The 17,540-nt window shown below is 70.1% G+C and carries 19 protein-coding genes; 12 read left to right on the top strand and 7 right to left on the bottom strand.

What is annotated here, in order from left to right; all coding sequences use genetic code 11:
* Positions 1-2 precede the first annotated feature (2 nt).
* On the top strand, positions 3-1,289 hold the full coding sequence (locus tag ACPCHZ_RS20980) for a chloride channel protein (protein ID WP_423486501.1): 1,287 nt from the start codon (positions 3-5) through the stop codon (positions 1,287-1,289).
* Here ACPCHZ_RS20980 and ACPCHZ_RS20975 read toward each other — a convergent pair.
* Positions 1,222-3,099 carry an ABC transporter family substrate-binding protein gene (locus tag ACPCHZ_RS20975; protein WP_423486680.1) on the bottom strand — a complete coding sequence of 626 codons (1,878 nt, stop codon included), beginning with the start codon at positions 3,097-3,099 and terminating at the stop codon, positions 1,222-1,224. The two genes, ACPCHZ_RS20980 and ACPCHZ_RS20975, sit on opposite strands and share 68 nt — an antisense overlap.
* 45 nt (positions 3,100-3,144) lie before the next feature.
* Positions 3,145-5,034: a translational GTPase TypA gene (typA, locus tag ACPCHZ_RS20970; RefSeq protein WP_423486500.1), complete on the bottom strand. Its 1,890-nt coding sequence runs from the start codon at positions 5,032-5,034 to the stop codon at positions 3,145-3,147.
* 131 nt (positions 5,035-5,165) lie between these two features.
* Here typA and ACPCHZ_RS20965 point away from each other — a divergent pair, with 131 nt between their 5' ends.
* Together ACPCHZ_RS20965 and ACPCHZ_RS20960 are read left to right on the top strand one after the other, a co-directional pair.
* On the top strand, positions 5,166-5,333 hold the full coding sequence (locus tag ACPCHZ_RS20965) for a hypothetical protein (RefSeq protein ID WP_264014649.1): 168 nt from the start codon (positions 5,166-5,168) through the stop codon (positions 5,331-5,333).
* A gap of 61 nt (positions 5,334-5,394) precedes the next feature.
* Complete coding sequence (locus tag ACPCHZ_RS20960) at positions 5,395-5,667, top strand: hypothetical protein (protein WP_423486499.1); 273 nt, start codon at positions 5,395-5,397, stop codon at positions 5,665-5,667.
* Positions 5,668-5,750: 83 nt separating this feature from the next.
* Here ACPCHZ_RS20960 and ACPCHZ_RS20955 read toward each other — a convergent pair whose 3' ends face one another.
* Positions 5,751-6,170 (bottom strand): (deoxy)nucleoside triphosphate pyrophosphohydrolase, encoded by a 420-nt coding sequence (locus tag ACPCHZ_RS20955; RefSeq protein WP_423486498.1) that lies wholly within the window; start codon positions 6,168-6,170, stop codon positions 5,751-5,753.
* 27 nt (positions 6,171-6,197) lie between these two features.
* Here ACPCHZ_RS20955 and ACPCHZ_RS20950 point away from each other — a divergent pair, with 27 nt between their 5' ends.
* Positions 6,198-6,485 carry a 4a-hydroxytetrahydrobiopterin dehydratase gene (locus tag ACPCHZ_RS20950; protein WP_423486497.1) on the top strand — a complete coding sequence of 96 codons (288 nt, stop codon included), beginning with the start codon at positions 6,198-6,200 and terminating at the stop codon, positions 6,483-6,485.
* Here the strand turns inward: ACPCHZ_RS20950 and ACPCHZ_RS20945 are convergent.
* A complete protein-coding gene (locus ACPCHZ_RS20945; RefSeq protein WP_423486496.1) occupies positions 6,427-7,692 on the bottom strand; it encodes a mannosyltransferase in 1,266 nt (421 codons plus the stop codon). The genes ACPCHZ_RS20950 and ACPCHZ_RS20945 overlap by 59 nt on opposite strands.
* Positions 7,693-7,819: 127 nt before the next feature.
* Here ACPCHZ_RS20945 and ACPCHZ_RS20940 point away from each other — a divergent pair, with 127 nt between their 5' ends.
* Positions 7,820-8,464: a hypothetical protein gene (locus tag ACPCHZ_RS20940; protein ID WP_423486495.1), complete on the top strand. Its 645-nt coding sequence runs from the start codon at positions 7,820-7,822 to the stop codon at positions 8,462-8,464.
* A gap of 30 nt (positions 8,465-8,494) precedes the next feature.
* On the top strand, positions 8,495-9,487 hold the full coding sequence (locus ACPCHZ_RS20935; RefSeq protein ID WP_423486494.1) for a hypothetical protein: 993 nt from the start codon (positions 8,495-8,497) through the stop codon (positions 9,485-9,487).
* Positions 9,488-9,564: 77 nt separating this feature from the next.
* Here ACPCHZ_RS20935 and ACPCHZ_RS20930 read toward each other — a convergent pair whose 3' ends face one another.
* The 3 genes from ACPCHZ_RS20930 to ACPCHZ_RS20920 all read right to left on the bottom strand — a co-directional run bounded on the left by ACPCHZ_RS20930 (position 9,565) and on the right by ACPCHZ_RS20920 (position 11,254).
* Positions 9,565-9,711 carry a DUF1059 domain-containing protein gene (locus ACPCHZ_RS20930; protein WP_264011275.1) on the bottom strand — a complete coding sequence of 49 codons (147 nt, stop codon included), beginning with the start codon at positions 9,709-9,711 and terminating at the stop codon, positions 9,565-9,567.
* Positions 9,712-9,827: 116 nt separating this feature from the next.
* Positions 9,828-10,619: an alpha/beta hydrolase gene (locus ACPCHZ_RS20925; protein WP_423486493.1), complete on the bottom strand. Its 792-nt coding sequence runs from the start codon at positions 10,617-10,619 to the stop codon at positions 9,828-9,830.
* 56 nt (positions 10,620-10,675) lie between these two features.
* Entirely contained in the window at positions 10,676-11,254 is a 579-nt protein-coding gene (locus ACPCHZ_RS20920) for an HhH-GPD-type base excision DNA repair protein (RefSeq protein ID WP_423486492.1), read from the bottom strand.
* A gap of 38 nt (positions 11,255-11,292) precedes the next feature.
* Between ACPCHZ_RS20920 and ACPCHZ_RS20915 the strand changes: the two genes are divergently transcribed.
* The 6 genes from ACPCHZ_RS20915 (at position 11,293) to ACPCHZ_RS20890 (ending at position 17,526) form a co-directional block, all read left to right on the top strand.
* On the top strand, positions 11,293-12,495 hold the full coding sequence (locus tag ACPCHZ_RS20915; protein ID WP_423486491.1) for a sensor histidine kinase: 1,203 nt from the start codon (positions 11,293-11,295) through the stop codon (positions 12,493-12,495).
* A gap of 7 nt (positions 12,496-12,502) precedes the next feature.
* Positions 12,503-13,288, top strand: a complete 786-nt coding sequence (locus ACPCHZ_RS20910) for a LytR/AlgR family response regulator transcription factor (RefSeq protein WP_423486490.1) — start codon at positions 12,503-12,505, stop codon at positions 13,286-13,288.
* A complete protein-coding gene (locus ACPCHZ_RS20905; protein ID WP_423486679.1) occupies positions 13,281-13,664 on the top strand; it encodes a hypothetical protein in 384 nt (127 codons plus the stop codon). Before ACPCHZ_RS20910 ends, ACPCHZ_RS20905 begins: the two co-directional genes overlap by 8 nt.
* Positions 13,661-15,397, top strand: coding sequence for a cation acetate symporter (locus tag ACPCHZ_RS20900; RefSeq protein WP_423486489.1), 1,737 nt, complete (start codon positions 13,661-13,663; stop codon positions 15,395-15,397). The genes ACPCHZ_RS20905 and ACPCHZ_RS20900 overlap by 4 nt, the downstream gene beginning before the upstream one ends.
* A gap of 168 nt (positions 15,398-15,565) precedes the next feature.
* The gene (locus tag ACPCHZ_RS20895) at positions 15,566-15,904 is read left to right on the top strand and encodes a DUF485 domain-containing protein (protein ID WP_423486678.1); all 339 of its coding nucleotides are present in this window, start codon (positions 15,566-15,568) and stop codon (positions 15,902-15,904) included.
* Positions 15,901-17,526: a solute symporter family protein gene (locus ACPCHZ_RS20890; protein WP_423486488.1), complete on the top strand. Its 1,626-nt coding sequence runs from the start codon at positions 15,901-15,903 to the stop codon at positions 17,524-17,526. The genes ACPCHZ_RS20895 and ACPCHZ_RS20890 overlap by 4 nt, the downstream gene beginning before the upstream one ends.
* The last annotated feature ends 14 nt before the right edge of the window (positions 17,527-17,540 follow it).

Here is a 17,540-nt window from a genome sequence, read left to right as displayed (position 1 = left end):
AGGTGAGTCGGCGGAGCCTCGAGTTCGGTTGCGCAGTAATACTCGTCGGCCTCCTCGCCGGCGTCGCGGGGATGGCGACCACGCTGCTGCTGCACGCTGTCGAGCACCTCACCTACCACTACTCGTTCGGAACGCTGCTCGAAGGTGTGGACAGCAGCAGCCCGGTGCGCCGGGCGCTCGGCCCGATGGTCGGTGGCGCGCTCGCCGGGTTCGGCTGGTGTCTGCTGCGCAGGCGCACCGAGGTGCCGAGCCTGGCGGGCACCATCTCCGAGCACCGGCCGATCCCCCGCGTCGCGATGTCGATCGATGCCGCACTGCAGGTTCTGGTCGTGGGGTCGGGCGCGTCGCTCGGCCGCGAGGGGGCGCCCCGCCAGTTCGCGGCCGCGCTGGGCGACGCGGGCACCTCGCGCTGGGCGCTCACACCGCACGACCGGGAGATCCTGCTGTTCTGTGCGGCGGGGGCGGGACTCGCCGCGGTCTACAGCGTTCCGCTCGGCGGGGCGTTGTTCGCCACCCAGATCTTGATGCGAACCTGGCATCCGCGCGCACTCGGCACGGCGCTCATCACGTCGAGCCTGGCCGTCGCGGTGGCCTCACCGGTGACGCACGAATCGCCACCGCTGGACTGGCCGGATCCCTCACTGTCCTATCTCCTCATCGCCGTCGCGCTTCTCATCGCGCCACTCGCGCTCGGCGTCGGCCTGCTGTTCAACCGGCTGATGAGCGCGGCACGGCCCGCGGCTGCGGTGACGTCCTGGCTGCTGGTGCCCGCGATCGCGGCGGTGGGCCTGCTCGTCGGGATCTGCTCGCTGTGGTGGCCCGAGCTGCCGGGCAACGGCAAAAGCATCCTGACCGTCAGCCTCGACAGCGGCATGACGCTGGGCGCCGCCGCGGCGATCCTGCTCCTCAAGCCGCTGCTGACTGCCTCGTACCTACGCGCGGGAGCGGTCGGCGGCCTGCTCACACCGGCGCTAGCCACCGGTGCCGCAATGGGATCCGTTGTCGCGCTCGCTATTTCGGCATGGACAGAGTTCGCCCTCAGCGTGCCGGCCGTGTCACTCGCCTGCGCCGCAGGCGTTCTGGCGATCACACAGCGGGCTCCGATGTGGGCGGCGCTGTTCATCTGGGAACTGGCCAGGCCGCCGTGGTGGCTGCTCGTCGTCTTCCTGGTGGCCGCGCTCGCCGCACACGGGCTGCGCGTCCTGACCGAACGGGCGCGGACTACGGGGTCTTCGCCCAGGCCCCCGCGTCGCCGACGATTCCCACCGGCACCGCACCGCTCAGGCTGACGTTCTCCACACTCGGTCCGGCGGCCACGATCGTGGTGTCCTGCAGGATGGGCAGCACTGTCGACATGTTCCACAGCCGTGGTTCGACGGCGTCGATCACCTCGGCGATCGGCTCGGTGCCGTCCAGCGCCGCATCGATCTTCGGTTGCAGGCTGCGGTCACAGATGCCGGTGATGTTGCTCGGCGCCTGCACGAGTTCGCCCGACTCGGGATCGGGCGGGGGCGCCGACGGTGTCCCGGTGGCGCTCGGCGGGGGCGGCGGGGGCGGGTCATCGGTTCTGGGCGGCGGCGTTCCCGCGGGCGACGCAGTCGGAACCGGTGTGGCCTCGAGCGCCCGGCAGCCGTAGCGCGAGGCCAGTGATGTCGCGAGGTCTCCCCCGGCCGCATGCCATCCGACCACCGCGTCCACCCGGTTGTTGGCCAGCGCCTCCCCGTAGAGGGTGACCGGGTCGAGCGCCAGCACCGAGGCCTCGATGCCGACATTGCGCAACTGGTCGGCGGCCGTGTTGGCCACCGCCACGGACGTCGGATCGTTCGCCGCCACTCCCAGAACCAGGGACAGCGGCACGCCGTCCTTGGTGATCCGCCCGCGATCATTGTCGGGCGCAGGCGTTCCGGGCGTCGGAGGCTGCGGGTTCTCCACCGGCGCCACCTCGTAGCCGGCGTCGGCGAGCAGACCGAGTGCCGCCTCGGTGCCCAGTGCGGGTGGCGCGGTCGGCACGTATCCCGGGTCCGACGGCGACCGGACCTGAGCCTGCGCCAGCGTGACGGTGTTGTCGTCACCGGCGCCGACCGACGCCAGCAGATCGACGTCGAAGAGACCCAGGATGGCTTTGCGCACCTGCGCTTCGGCCAGCTTCGGTTGGCCCGCGCGCAGCGTCACCTGCATCACCCGGGGAGTCACGATCCGGGCGGTCCTGACGTCGGGTATCGCGCTGAGTTGCGCGAACGTCGCTGCGCCGCCGTGGATCTGGGCGACCTGCGTGTCACCGTTGCGGATCGAGTCGGCGAGCGCGGCCGGCGTCCCGCCGCGGCGGAACAGCACCTGGTCGGGCTTGGCCGGGCCGCTCCAGAACCTGTCGTTGCGGGCGAGCAGGATCTCGTCACGCTGCGGGTCGATGTCGTCGACCCGGAACTTGCCGGCCGTGACGGGCATGGCCCGCGCCAGCCCGGCGCCGAACCCGCCCGGCACGTCCTTGACGATGTGCGCCGGGAGGATGTTGTTGAACAGTTCCCGCCACGCCGGGTAAGGCTGAGAGAACGTGACGACGGCCTGTTTGCCGCCCTCGACCGACTGGACTCCGGTGATCAGGTCATAGCCGGCGGGGTCCACGACACCCGGCTGGCTGACCATCTGCTGCCACAGGTACCAGTAGTCGTCGGCCGCGACCGGCGCGTTGTCGGTCCACTGCGCCTCGGGCTTGATCGTGTAGGTGACGGTGAACGGATTCCGGTTGGTCACCTCGGCCGATTCGAGCAGGGCGGTGTCGAGTTCCCATCGCGAACCGGTCGGTGACGCCGGATCCGGCACGGGCCGGAACGAGCTCGGCAGGACGAGCGCGGCGATCGCCGCGTTGACCGGGGACTGGTCGGACAGCAGATGCGGGTTGAATCCCGGGCCGATCGAGTCGATGGCCATGATGATCTGAGTCGCCTTGGGCGGCGGCGGTGTCACGGACTCGGTGGTCTCGGTGCTCTGCGGCGCGGGCGGTGGGCTCACCGTGCAGCCGCCGAGCAGCAACGCCGGCACCGAAACCAGTGCGCCGAGCCTCGCGCAGGATCGGCGAGTTCGGTTCGGCACGCCACTCAGGGTATCGGCCGCCCGCCGGGCCACCGCACACACTCATTTCGTCGGCTAGTTGTGCGCCTTGGCCCGAGCCTTGGCGCGCGCCCGCAGGCTGGCGGTCAGCTCCACCTTGCGCACCCGGACGATCTCCGGCGTGACCTCCACGCACTCGTCCTCGGCGCAGAACTCCATGGCCTGTTCGAGGCCGAGTTCCAGCGGGCGGGCCAGCGTCTCCATGACGTCGGCCGTCGAGGACCGCATGTTGGTCAGCTTCTTCTCCCGGGTGACGTTGATGTCGAGGTCCTCGGCGCGCGGATTGATGCCGACGACCTGTCCCTCGTAGGTGTCATCGCCCGGTTCGACGAAGAACTGCCCCCGGTCGGAGAGCTGGATCATTGCGAACGGCGTCACCGATCCCGTGCGGTCCGACACCAGCGACCCGGTGTGCCGGGCGCGGATCTCCCCCGCCCACGGCCGGTAGCCGTCGAACACCGCGTTGGCGATACCGGTGCCGCGGGTGAGCGTCAAGAAGTCGGTCCGGAAGCCGATCAGCCCGCGGCTGGGCACGATGAAGTCCATCCGGACCCAGCCCGCCGCGTGGTTGGCCATCTCCTCCATGCGGCCCTTGCGGGCAGCCATCAACTGCGTGATGGCCCCGACGAACTCCTCGGGGCAGTCGATCGTCATCGCCTCGAACGGCTCGTGCAGCTTGCCGTCGATCGTGCGCGTGACCACCTGCGGCTTGCCGACCGTCAGCTCGAAGCCCTCGCGGCGCATCTGCTCGACGAGCACGGCCAGCGCGAGCTCACCTCGGCCCTGCACCTCCCAGGCGTCGGGGCGGCCGATGTCGACGACCTTGATCGACACGTTGCCGATGAGTTCGCGGTCCAACCGGTCGCGCACCATCCGGGCGGTGAGCTTGTGCCCCTTCACCTTTCCAGCCAGCGGCGAGGTGTTGGTGCCGATCGTCACCGAGATCGCCGGCTCGTCGACGGTGATCCGCGGCAGCGCGTGGGCGTGCTCGGGATCGGCCAGCGTGTCGCCGATCATGATCTCGGGCAGGCCGGCGACCGCCACGATGTCACCGGCGATGGCCTCGTCCGTCGGATTGCGCTCGACGCCGACAGTGGCCAGCAGCTCGGTGATCTTGGCATTGGTGACCACCGGCACGCCGTCGACCTCACGCATCCACGCCACCTGCTGACCCTTGCGCAGCTTGCCCTTGTAGATGCGGATCAGTGCGAGCCTGCCGAGGAAGGCCGACGCGTCGAGGTTGGTCACCAGCGCCTGCAGCGGCGCCTCGGGATCGCCCTGCGGCGGCGGGATGTGTTGCAGCAGAACGTCGAACAGCGGGTCGAGATTCTCACCCTCGGGGTTCTCGCCGTTGGCCGGCTCGACGGTGCTCGCGATGCCCGCCCGGCCCGAGGCGTACAGCGTCGGCAGGCCGAGTGCGAACTCCGCCGCCTTCTGCGCCTCCTCGTCGAGGTCCGACGCGACGTCGAGCAGCAGGTCGTGACTCTCGGAGACGACCTCCGCGATGCGCGCGTCCGGACGGTCGGTCTTGTTCACCACCACGATCACCGGCAGGTGCGCGCCGAGCGCCTTACGCAGCACGAAGCGGGTCTGCGGCAGCGGCCCCTCCGAGGCGTCGACGAGCAGCAGCACACCGTCGACCATGGACAGCCCGCGTTCGACCTCACCGCCGAAGTCGGCGTGGCCGGGCGTGTCGATCACGTTGATGACCGTCATGCCGCCGTCGGCATGGTGGCGGTGCACCGCGGTGTTCTTGGCCAGGATGGTGATGCCCTTTTCCTTCTCCAGGTCACCGGAGTCCATCAGCCGTTCGATCGCGTCGTCACCGCGGTGCGTCAACGCACCGGACTGCCGCAGCATCGCGTCCACGAGGGTCGTCTTGCCGTGGTCGACGTGGGCGACGATGGCGACGTTCCGAAAATCCACGTCGCTCAGTGTGGCAGCGCCGGACAGCGATCGCGAAATGCAGCAAGGCAGGTCACACCGCCCGCGCGGGCCGTGGCACAGTGGGTAACCGCATTACCACCACGATCGCGACCGGCAGGGATCCCCAATACGTGACGACGTCCAAGTACGCCGACCTCAGGCCGAAGAAGAAATGCTGCCGCAGCAAGCCGCGGTGCAAGCGCTGCCCGCTGGTCCTGCATCGCGTTCACAAGGCCGAACTCAACGGCATCCGGGGCAAGGAACTGGAGAAGGTGTTCAAGCGCGCCCGTAAGCACTGACCTGCGAGTATCGTCGATGACAGCCGTCGAAAGGCGTCATTCCGGCGGCCGGAGGTACACCATGTCGGTCTATGAAGTGCTCACCGTCACCCTGATCGTCGTGCTGGCAAGCGCCACCGTCATCGCGCTCTACGTCGGGATGATGAATTGGTTCCGTGCGGCCTACGTCGTGCGGTGCGCCGCTTGTCACCACCTGACGGTCTCGTCTGCGAACGAGCCGCAAGAGTCCTGCCCGCACTGCCGCCACCCGGTGCTGCTGCACCCGGTGCACGCGGTGCACCACCCGCGCAGCGTGCGCCAGTTGCGGGTGGTCGGCGACCGCCTGCGCTACTGACGAGTGCGGGCAGCAGAAGCAGTGCGGCCGGCAGGACGCAGACCGCACCGCTGAACGTGCCCGCGCCCGGCGACGCACGCACGTCACCGATCGGGCATCGACTCCAGCGGCCCGGGTGACCCCAGTGCGACGGCCAGATCGGGCAGCCATGCCCGATCGGCGGGCACCCACGACAGATCGCCGAGTTGATCGGCGCCGACCCACCGCAATGCGCGGTGGTCGTTGGGCGCCAGCACGCCGCCCGCCTGGGTGACGAGGTACGCCCGCAACAGCATCGAGTCGGTCAGCGCGACGTCGGCGCCGAGCCTGGCGCCCACGGTCACCTCGATGCCGAGTTCCTCACGAAGCTCACGGATCAGCGCCGCGGCGTCGCTCTCCCCCGGCGCGGCCTTGCCACCCGGCAGCTCCCACAGCCCGGCCAGTTCGGGCGGCCGGGCGCGCTGCGCGACCAGCAGGGACGTCCCCGAGATCAGTGCACCCGCAACGACGATCTGCCCGCTCATCGCCGCCGACGGTATACCGTCGATCGCATGGCTGTGTTAACGGACGAACAAGTCGACGCCGCACTGCCCGACCTCAACGGCTGGCAGCGCGCCGACGGAGCGCTTCGGCGGTCGGTCGAGTTCCCCGCATTCCTCGACGGCATCGACGCCGTGCGACGGGTGGGCGAGCACGCCGAGGCGAAAGACCATCACCCCGACATCGACATTCGTTGGCGGACAGTCACTTTCGCCCTGGTCACCCACTCCGAGGGTGGCATCACGGAGAAGGACGTGGAGATGGCTCGCGACATCGACGGGATCGTCGGCCAGTCGTAGCGATCCAGGCCAGGGTCGCCAGCGTCGCGACGATGTAGATCAGGCCCGCCCAGGCCAGGTACCAGGGCCTGCCGATCTCCCAGATGGTCGGCTGGGCGAAGCTGAGCAACCACGGCACGCCGATCAGGGTGAGCGCGAGCCAGCCCCAGCCCAGGATCCGCGCCCCCGGCAGATCGCTGCGCGGGCCGTGCAGCAGCCAGATCATCAGCGGCAGCACCCACACCCAGTGATGCGTCCACGAGATCGGTGACAGCAGTAGGCCGAACAGTTCGACCACCACGATCGCGCCGAGGCGGTCGGCACTGCCGCCGATCGCCCGCCACGCCAGCACCGCCAGTACCGCGGTCACCGCGATGCCCGCCACCACAGCCGGTCCGTAGCCGGCGTCGTGTCCGAGGATTCGTGAGATCCCGCCGCGCCAGGACTGATTGAACGACGTCCCGATCGGCCCCACCCGATCGGCGTCGCCGAGCAGTTCGGTGAAGTAGCGCCGGGTCTGATCGCCGACGACGAGCGCGGCGACCCCGATGGTGCCGGCGAAGACGACCGCGGAGAACACCACGGCGCCCCACCGGCGGGCGCCGACGAGGTACAGGCCTGCGACCGCGGGCGTCAGCTTCACCCCGGCGGCCAGTCCGACGAGCAGACCCGAGAGCCACCACCGGGTGGAGAGCACCGCGTAGAGCACCGCGAGCACCAGCAGGACGTTGACCTGTCCGTAGTCGAAGGTGCTGCGCAGCGGTTCGAGCCAGATGCCCACCGCCGTCCACAACATCGCGATCCGCCGGTCGCCTGGCGCGCCGCCCGCCAGCAGGCGCTGACTGACCCGCACCACGCCGTAGAGCGCCGCGATGATGCCGACCTGCCACGCGAATGCCACCAGCCCGAACGGCAGCAGGTGCAGCGGATAGAAGACGATCGCGGCGAACGGCGGATAGGTGAACGGCAGCGGGAAGTCCGGCGTCTGATCGGCGTAGACGTAGTCGTAGAGCGTGCCGGGTCGGTCGAGCGCGCCGGCGCCGCCGACATAGACGTGCAGGTCGACGAAGTTCGCGCCGTTGTCCGCCAGGTAGGTCCAGGCGAAGCGGGCGGCGACGCTCAGGACCAGCAACACGGGTGCCGCAGCCGCGAGTCGCGTGGCGAGCGGGCGGTGCGTCGGCCCCGGGCGGGCAGCGGGTGAGGCGTCTATGCCGACGACTTTAGACATCGGGCGCCGAGTAACCGATTACCTACACCTCAGTCACGGTTGCATAAATGCCACACGTGTCACTTGAGTACCACCAGTAACTCCGTAGCTTCGGGTGCAGGCCTGCTGACAACCGATTGGGAGAATCATGAAGTTCACCAGAAAAGCGTTCGCCACCAGCGTTATTGCCGCCGCGGGCGCCCTTCCGCTCGCGCTGGCGTTCAGTGCAGTCGCCACGGCGCAGCCGGCCGCCCCGGCGCCCGTTCCGACGGTGCCGGGCCTCGAGCAACTCGCCAACGCGCCGCAGATGCTGCAGGGCGTCGCGTCGGCCCTGACGGGCACCCCGGCCGCGCCGGTCACCCCGCCGCCCACCGCCAGCGCTCAGCTGACGCTGCCGCAGACGCCCACCGCGCCCGCCGCGACGGCACCCGCCGCGACGTCGGTGCTTCCGGGGATGCCCGCCACCAGGCCCGCAACGGCGGCGCAGCCCGCAAGCGGACCTGCCGGGGCACTGCCGTCGGCGGACATCAACATCCCGCAGGTGCCGGGCATGCCGGTGCCGCTGCCGCAGAAGATCTCGCTGCCCGGTGACCTCGGCGGGCTGGCGTCGCTGATGCCCGGCGGCTCGCCGCTGGCCAATCTCGCGCCGAAGGCCGCCCCGGCTGTGCCCGCAATCGCGGCCGCGCCCGCAATCGCGGCCGCGCCGGTGGCAGCTGCCGCACCTGCGGCGCCGGTGCTGCCCGCAGGTCCCGCGGCTGCGGCGGCGATGTTCCCCGTCTCCGCCCTGCCCTGATCACGCCCCACCACACCGTCTAGGAGTGCCATGTCACGGATCAGGACACTGCTCGCCGCAGCGGCCGCGGTCGGCTCGTCGGCCGCCCTGCTGCTGAGCAGCGCAACAGCCAATGCCCAGCCCGCTCCCCCGCTGCCGATCGACGCGTTGCAGGCGCCCGGCCTGCCGGCGATGGAGAGCCTCGGGCCGGCCATCCAGCAGGCGGCGGCCGACCCGAACAACGCCGTGTCGATGCTGATGGCCGCCGCTGCGGCGTTCGCCGGAAACTCGTCGGCACCGCCTGATTCGCGCAATGTGGCCACCGCGGTCAATCAGTTCGTGGCCGAACCGGTTGCCCATGTCCCGGCGGCGGGGGCGCTTCCGGGCACCGAGGCGCATCTGCCTGCGGGCGTCGATCCCGCGCATGCGGTCGGCCCGGCACCCGAGGCCGCGCCGGACGCCGCTCCGCTGGCGGCGCCGGTGCCTGCTCCCGAGGCGGCACCGGCTCCGGCACCCGAGGCGGCTGCACCGGCTCCGGCTCCGGCTCCTGAGGCGGCTGCACCTGCCCCCGCTCCCGAGGGCGCCGCGCCTGCTCCGGCGCCCGCACCGGGCGGCCCACCGACCTTCAGCCCGGACAGCCCGCCGACACAGGACTTCATGTATCCATCGATCAGCAACGGGTGCACGAAGGACGGCGGAAACGTTCTGGCGACTGCGATCTCGGTGGCCGGGCCGGCGAAGATCCCGACGCCGGGGCCGGGCCCGGGGCAGACCGCCTACGTGTTCACCGCGGTCGGCACGCCCGGTCCCGCGGCCGAGCAGGCGTTGCCGCTCAATGTCACATGGGTCAACCTGACCACCGGCAAGTCCGGGAGTGCGACGCTCAAGCCGCACGCCGACATCAATCCGCAGGGGCCGACGACGATGACGGCGATCGCCGACACCGGGTCGGGCAGCATCATGTCGACGATCTTCGGTCAGATCACCACCACCGAGAAGCAGTGCCAGTTCATGCCGACCATCGGGTCGACGGTCGTGCCCTGACCTCTTACGCGAAAACGGAATTCCCGGTCGTCAGGCGTGTACCGCCCGGCGGCCGGGAATTCCGTTTCTCGGGTGGGTCAGTAGGCCATGAAGAGGATGGCGTCGCGGTCGTAGTCGCGACCGGGATGCGCCTCGCTGAGGTGGGCCTGAGCCTTCTCGACCAGGTCGTCCTCGTCCTTACCGGTGATGGCTTCCCCGCACGGGCAACTCAGATGTGTCTTCATGGGTCCATTCTGCACACATGCGTCACCGGGCATGTCGGGATACGCCGACGCCGAAACTGCGCCCAGGGCTGCCGGGCGCCGCGGCTGACGACCCTGTGCGCAGTCTCGCGGCAGGGTCACAGCCCACGCTCGCCCAGCCACCCGTCGATCCGCTCCGCAACGTCCACCCAGCCCGGCTCGAGCATCATGTTGTGCGCCATGCCCGGGAAGATCTCCGCCTCGGTGCCGTAGGCGCGCGCAGTCGACTCCACCTCGGCCACCGTGAAACACCGGTCGTTCTCCCCGCCGAGCACCAGCATCGGGGCCGTCACGCGCTCCGGTCGACACTTGTCCCATCCGAGTGTGTCGAGGGTGAGTCGCCCCACCAGTTCCTCACCGAGCCGCGCGGCGTAGCGCGCCACGTCCGCTTCGGGCAGCGACGCCGAGAAGAACATCTCGCGGGCCCGCGTCGCCGTGCCGACCGACTGTCTACCCCGCAGCGTCACCCCGGCCGCCTGCACCGGGTGGTGACGCCAGAGCCGTCCCATGTACCCGACGATGCCCGACACCGGCATCGACGCGACCAACACACCGGCCTGCGCACGGTGGGTTTCGAGGTACTTCTGCACGACGGCGCCGCCGAGAGAGTGTCCGATCAGGACCGGCTCGGACCCCAACTCATCGGCCACCGCGGCGACGTCCTCGACGAAGTGGGCCAGTGCGCAGGAGCGCGGCCGCGGATGAGCGCGGCTACCTCCGTGGCCACGCAGACTGACTGCCAGTGCGCGGTAACCGCGCTCGGCGAAGAAGCCGAGGAAGTGCTCGTCCCAGCACCACGCGGCGTGCCATGATCCGTGGACGAACAGCAGCGGCGCCGGGTGCGCCGACGTGCAGCCGCCCTTGTCGATCACCTCGAGCCCCTCGACCATGCCCCGAGCAGATCACGGAAACCCGTCGCGCTCGCGAGTATTCGACTACTCGAAGTTCAGGCCTTTTCGGCCTTGGCCGCCGCCTTGGCCTGCTTCTTGTACGAACGCACCCGCTCCAATGATCCGGCGTCGGTGACGTCGGCTACCGACATGTGCGAGCCCGCCTTGCCGTAGTCACCCGCCGCCGCGCGCCAGCCCTTCGGCGTCACGCCGTACTGCTTGCCGAGCAGCGCAAGGAAGATGCGAGCCTTTTGGTCGCCGAACCCGGGCAGTGCCTTCAGCCGGCGCGCCACCTCGGTGCCGTCGGGATCGCCGTCGGTCCACAACGCCGCGGTGTTGCCGTCGTACTGGTCGACGATCACCTGGGCCAGCGCCTGGATGCGCTTGGCCATCGAGCCCGGGAACCGGTGCACCGCAGGGCGTTCGGCGCACAGCGCGGCGAACGCCTCCTGGTCGTATTCGGCGACCCGACGGGCGTCGAGACCGCCGAGGCGGTCGGCGAGCTTCTTCGGCCCGGCGAAGGCGACCTCCATCGGAATCTGCTGATCCAGCAGCATCCCGACCAGCAGGGCGAACGGGTTGTCCTCCAGCAGAGCATCGGCCGCCGGATCCTGAACCAGCTGCAGTTTCGGCACGGCGCCAGTCTAAGGTGACCAGAGGCTGGTGAGGTGACATGTCTGGCGAGCTCGCTTTGGTGCTGGCGGCGGTCCTGCTGCTGGCGGCGGTCGCCGCCGCGGTCGCGGTGGTGCGCACCCGCCGCGTCGTGGCCACTCCGACCGAACGCGCGGTGCATGCAGCCCTGCACACCGCGTCGCTGGCGGCCCGCGCCCTGCGACAGGGCCTCGACACCGAATCCGCACAGACGTCGGCGCCGTTCCTGCGCGGCCTGACCGGTGCCGACGGCGTGGCGCTGTTCGGCCGCGACGGCGATCTCCTGGCGCGCGATCCCGCTGACGAGCCTGTCTGGACGGCCGACGTGGTCGACGAGTGCGAACGCACGGCGGCGCAATCCATCTCCGGCGAGCGCCGGGTGCTCGAGGCCGGCCGGACGTCGGCAGTGGTGGCCCAGCCGCTGCTGGCCGAGGACGGCGACGTGCTGGGCGTCCTGGTCGTGGTCACCACCCGCACACCGGGGCCGGGCCTGCTGGGCGCCGTCGGAGAGGTCGCCCGGTATGCGGCCAGTCAGCTCGAACTCGCCGAACTCGACGCGTCGCGGGCCCGGCTCGACCGCGCCGAGGTGCTCGCGCTGCGCGCCCAGATCAGCCCGCACTTCATCTACAACGCGCTCAACACCATCGCCTCGTTCGTGCGCACCGATCCCGACCGGGCCCGTGAGCTGATCCTCGAGTTCGCCGACTTCACCCGCTACTCGTTCCGCGCGGCGGGCCCGTACACCACGCTGGCAGAGGAGCTCCGCAACATCGACCGGTACCTGACGCTCGAGCGGGCCCGGTTCGGCACCGCGCTGGACGTCCGCCTGCAGGTGGCCCCGGAGGTGCTCAACGTCGTCGTGCCGTTCCTGGCGCTGCAGCCGCTGGTGGAGAACGCGGTGCGGCACGGCCTGGTGGGGCAGGCCGGCGGTTCGGTGGAGATCATCGCCCGCGACGAAGGGTCGGACTGCGTCATCACCATCGAAGACGACGGCGCCGGAATGGATCCCGCGGCGCTGCGGGCCGGATCGGGCGACGCCCTGAACGCCGCCGCCAGCGAGTCCGCACACGTCGGGCTGACGAATGTGGACCATCGGCTGCGGGCCGCATTCGGCAACGATTACGGTCTGGTGGTCGAAACCGCGATCGGTGCGGGCACCAAGGTGATGATGCGGGTGCCCAAGTTCCGCTCCGGGGTCCGGGCCAGCGGAGGTGCGTTCGGGTGAGGGTCAGATGACCGGCCTGACGGTGCTCGCCGTCGACGACGAGGCGCCCGCCCGCGACGAACTGGTCTATCTGCTGAGCCGCCACCACGGCATCGCCCGTGTGCACAGCGCCGCCGACGCCACCTCGGCGTTGCGGGAACTCAACCAGCGAGCCATCGACGCGATCTTCCTCGACATCAACATGCCGGGCCTGTCCGGCATCGAACTCGCCGGTGTGCTCGCCAACTTCGCCCATCGCCCGGCAGTCGTGTTCGTCACCGCCCACGAGGACAAGGCGGTCGCCGCCTTCGACGTCGGCGCCGTCGACTACCTGCTCAAGCCGATCCGCGAGCAACGGCTCGACGAGGCGGTGCGCCGCGTCGCCGCCGCGCGGTCGGCCGAACCTGCACCCGCCGAGACCGCTCCGGCGCCCGACTCCGACGTCATCCCCGCCGAGGTCGGCGGCGTCACCCATCTGGTGCCGCGCGAGAGCATCGGCTGGGTGGAAGCGGACGGCGACTACGCCCGGCTGCACTCGGCGTCCGGCTCGCACCTGGTCCGGATTCCCCTGAGCACTCTCGAAACACAGTGGCGCGATTACGGATTCCAGCGCATCCACCGCTCCTACCTGGTGGCACTGCGGCTGGTGACCGGGCTGCGCACCGCCGACGGCGCGGTGCTGGTGCGACTGCGCGCCAACGGCTCGTCGCCCGCCGTCGAACTGCCGGTGAGCCGGCGCCAGGCCCGGGAACTCCGCGACCGCGTGGTGCGCGACCCCATGCGGCACCTCAAACCGGCCGGTGGCGATGACTAGCGGCGGCCACCCCGACCGCCCGCAGCGCGAGCGCGTCGTGCTGGCCCACCGCCGCGGCGCACGCATGGTGCGCACCCGTGTCGAGGTGCAGGAGCAGACCCAGGTCGGCGACGCCCTGGTGCGCGGCCTGGTGCGCGCGCAACTGGGCCTCGCCCTGCGGCTGGCCGCCGTGGTGCTGTGCGCTGTCACCGCGATCGTCGTGGTGAACAGCGCGTTCCCCAGCTTCGCCGACATCGACGTGGCCGGTGTCCGGGCCAACTGGCTGATCCTGGCGGCGCTGGTCTATCCGCTGCTCTACGGGGTCGGCCGCCTCTACGTGCGGCTCGCCGAACAGGCCGAGCGGGATTTCGTGCGCGTCGTCGACAGCGAACCATGACCGGCTCCCCACTGACCGCGGCCGCGCTGCTCGCCTCGGCGCTGGCCACCATCGCGATCGGTGCGTACGGAGTCCGGTTCTCGCGCACCACCTCCGACTTCCTCGTCGCGTCGCGCAGCGTCGGCTCCCAGTGGAACGCCGCTGCCATCTCCGGCGAATACCTCTCGGCCGCATCGTTTCTCGGCGTCGCCGGCCTGATCGCCAAGTACGGCGCCGACGCGCTGTGGTATCCCGTCGGCTTCACCGCCGGTTACCTCGGGCTGCTGCTGTTCGTGGCGGCGCCGCTGCGCCGCTCGGGCGCCTACACGGTGCCCGACTTCGCCGAGTTCCGCCTGGGGTCGGCCCGGCTGCGCAAGGTCGCGATGCTCACCGTCGTCGTCATCTGCGTGTTCTACCTGGTGCCGCAGTACCAGGGCGCCGGGCTGGCGTTGAAAATCCTTCTCGGCGTTCCCGTCTGGATCGGTCCGCTGGCCGTCGGCGCGATCGTGGTCACCAACGTGGTCGCCGGCGGCATGCGGTCGATCACCTTCGTCCAGGCGTTCCAGTACTGGCTGAAGCTGACCGCCGTCGCGGTCCCCGCCCTGGCACTGACCGGGTTGTTCTTCACCGACGGCGGCGAACTCGGCGGGCCACTGCCACCGACCGTGCAACAGGACACCACCGTCGCGATCGAGACCGACGTGGTGGTGCAGGTCGCCGCGCCGGCCGGGATCACCGTCACCGGAACCCTCGACGGGACCCCGGTGACCGACGCCGGCATCGGCGCGACGGGCGAGCACACCCTCGGCGCGGGCAGCACGCTGAGTCTTGCCGCCGGAACGGCCACCCCCGTTGTCGCAGGCACCCCGGGCGCAGGCTCGGAATGGCTCGCCTCCGGCGGCGGCCTCGGCGGCGATCATCCGCTGTACCAGGTGGTGTCGATCATCATCGCGACATTCCTGGGGACCATGGGCCTCCCGCATGTGCTGGTGCGCTTCTACACCAATCCCGACGGCCGGGCGGCGCGCCGGACCGCGCTGGCGGTGATCGCGCTGCTGTCGCTGTTCTATCTCTTCCCGACCCTGCTCGGGGTGTTCTCCCGGTTGTACGTGCCGCAGCTGCTCATCACCGGCACCGCCGACGCCGCCGTGCTGCTCGCCCCGGGCGCGGCTGTCGGCGGGGCGGGCGGAGAACTACTCGCAGCGCTGGTGGCGGCCGGGGCGATCGCCGCCTTCCTGGCGACGTCGTCGGGCCTGCTGGTCAGCATCGCCGGCGCCCTGGCCACCGACGTGTTGCGCGGCCGGGTGCGTGACTTCCGGGTGGCCGCCCTGGTCGGCGGTGTCATCCCGATCCCGTTGTCGCTCATCACCTCCGGCCTGGAACTGTCGCGCAGCGTCGGCCTGGCGTTCGCGGTGGCCGCTTCCACGTTGTGCCCCCTGCTGGTGCTGGGCATCTGGTGGCGTGGACTGACCGCGCTGGGGGCGGCCTGCGGACTGGTAATCGGGGGGCTGGTGTCCGGGACGGCGGTCACCCTCGCGATCACCGGCGCCGTCGACGAACGGGCGCTGGCAGGCTGGCCCGCGGTGGTGACCGGTTATCCCGCTGCCGTGAGCGTGCCGTTGGCCTTCGCGACGATGATCGTCGTCAGCCTCTGCGACCGCCGCGGCGCACCGCGCGACGTCGCGCAGATCTTCGCCCGTATGCACGTCCCCGAACGACTCGGGATGGGCATCGAACGGGTGCCTCGAGGCTGAGGCCCCGGCAGCGCACCGTTCGTCGTGGCCGATCGACCGCTCACCGCAGCCGACCACGTCCTTGCCGTGTGACCTGCGGGAAAGGCGGGTATGTGACCCACATCTCAGCTAGCTTCGCCGATGAGCCGGTTCACATACACGAGGTCAGGAGTCACCGTGCCCGAGACCATGCCCTCGGATCCTGCGGCCGCCATCAGCGGCCAGCGGTATCTCGAGGTCCAAGCCAGTCCGGAATTCCAGGAGCTGCGAAGCAGGCTGCGCCGCTTCGTGTTCCCGATGACCGCATTCTTCCTCGTCTGGTACGGCTTCTACGTCGTGCTCGGCGCCTTCGCGCACGACTTCATGGCCATCCAGGTGTGGGGCAACATCAACGTCGGGTTGATCGTCGGCCTCGGGCAGTTCCTCACCACCTTCCTGATCACCGGGCTCTACGTCCGCTTCGCCAACCGGGAACTCGACCCGCGCGCCACGAAGATCCGCACCGAACTGGAAGGTGAGCTCAAGTGAGCGTCCTGGCCGCCGAGACGGTGGGCAACACCGCCGCCAACATCGGCATCTTCGCGCTGTTCGTGGTGATCACGCTGATCGTGGTGATCCGGGCCAGCCGCAACAACCGGACCGCCGACCAGTTCTTCACCGGTGGCCGCGGATTCTCCGGGCCGCAGAACGGCATCGCGATCGCCGGCGACTACCTGTCGGCCGCGAGCTTCCTCGGCATCGCAGGCGCCATCGCCGTCTACGGCTACGACGGCTTCCTCTACTCGATCGGCTTCCTGGTGGCCTGGCTGGTGGCCCTGCTGCTGGTGGCCGAATTGCTGCGCAACACCGGCAAATTCACCATGGCCGACGTGCTGAGCTTCCGGCTCAAGCAGCGGCCGGTCCGGGTGGCGGCCGCGACGACGACGCTGACCGTGTCGCTGTTCTACCTGCTGGCCCAGATGGCCGGTGCCGGTGGGCTCGTCGCCCTGCTGCTGAACGTCACGAGCAAGAGCGGGCAGGCCGTGGTGATCGCCGTGGTCGGTCTGCTGATGATCGTCTACGTGCTCGTCGGTGGCATGAAGGGCACCACCTGGGTGCAGATCATCAAGGCGGTGCTGCTGATCACCGGCGCGGGCCTGATGACGGTCATGGTGTTCGTCGAGTTCGGAATGAACTTCTCCGAGATCCTCGGCTCGGCACAGACCGCCATCTCCGGCGCCACCACCGAGGGTGTCGCCAGTCGCGACGTGCTCGCCCCGGGCGCGCAGTACGGCGGATCGCTGACGAGTCAGATCAACTTCATCTCACTCGCGCTCGCCCTGGTGCTCGGCACCGCGGGCCTGCCGCACGTGCTGATGCGGTTCTACACCGTGCCGACGGCCAAAGAGGCCCGCCGGTCGGTGGTCTGGGCGATCGCCCTCATCGGCGCGTTCTACCTGTTCACCCTGGCGCTGGGCTACGGGGCGGCGGCCATCGTCGGACCCGACCGTATCCTCGGCGCCCCCGGCGGGGTCAACTCCGCCGCTCCGCTGCTGGCGTTCGAACTGGGCGGGGTGATCCTGCTCGGTGTCATCTCGGCGGTCGCCTTCGCGACCATCCTCGCCGTGGTGGCCGGATTGACGATCACCGCGTCGGCGTCCTTCGCCCACGACATATACGCGTCGGTACTCAAGGCGCACAAGGTGACCGAAGCCGAACAGGTGAAGGTCTCGCGTATCACGGCCGTGGTGCTCGGCGTGGTCGCGATCGGCCTCGGCATCCTCGCCAACGGTCAGAACGTGGCGTTCCTGGTCGCGCTCGCCTTCGCCGTCGCCGCGGCGGCCAATCTGCCGACCATCGTGTATTCGCTCTACTGGCGCCGGTTCAACACCCGCGGCGCGCTGTGGAGCATGTACGGCGGCCTCCTCTCGACGATCGTGTTGATCGTGTTCTCCCCCGCCGTGTCGGGGTCGAAGACGGCCATGATCCCGGGCGTCGACTTCGCCTTCTTCCCGCTGGCCAACCCCGGCATCGTGTCGATCCCGCTGGCGTTCATCCTCGGCATCGTCGGCACCTTCACCTCGCCCGACGACGAGAACCGCGAGGTCGCCGCCGAGATGGAGGTGCGGTCGCTCACCGGCATCGGCGCGGAGAAGGCCGTGTCGCACTGACCACGAACGGAATA

The sequence above is a fragment of the Mycobacterium sp. NPDC050041 genome (assembly GCF_049541695.1).
GTDB lineage: Bacteria > Actinomycetota > Actinomycetes > Mycobacteriales > Mycobacteriaceae > Mycobacterium.
The sequence above is the reverse complement of the archived record's forward strand: the minus strand, read 5'-3'. Positions and strand labels throughout refer to the sequence as shown.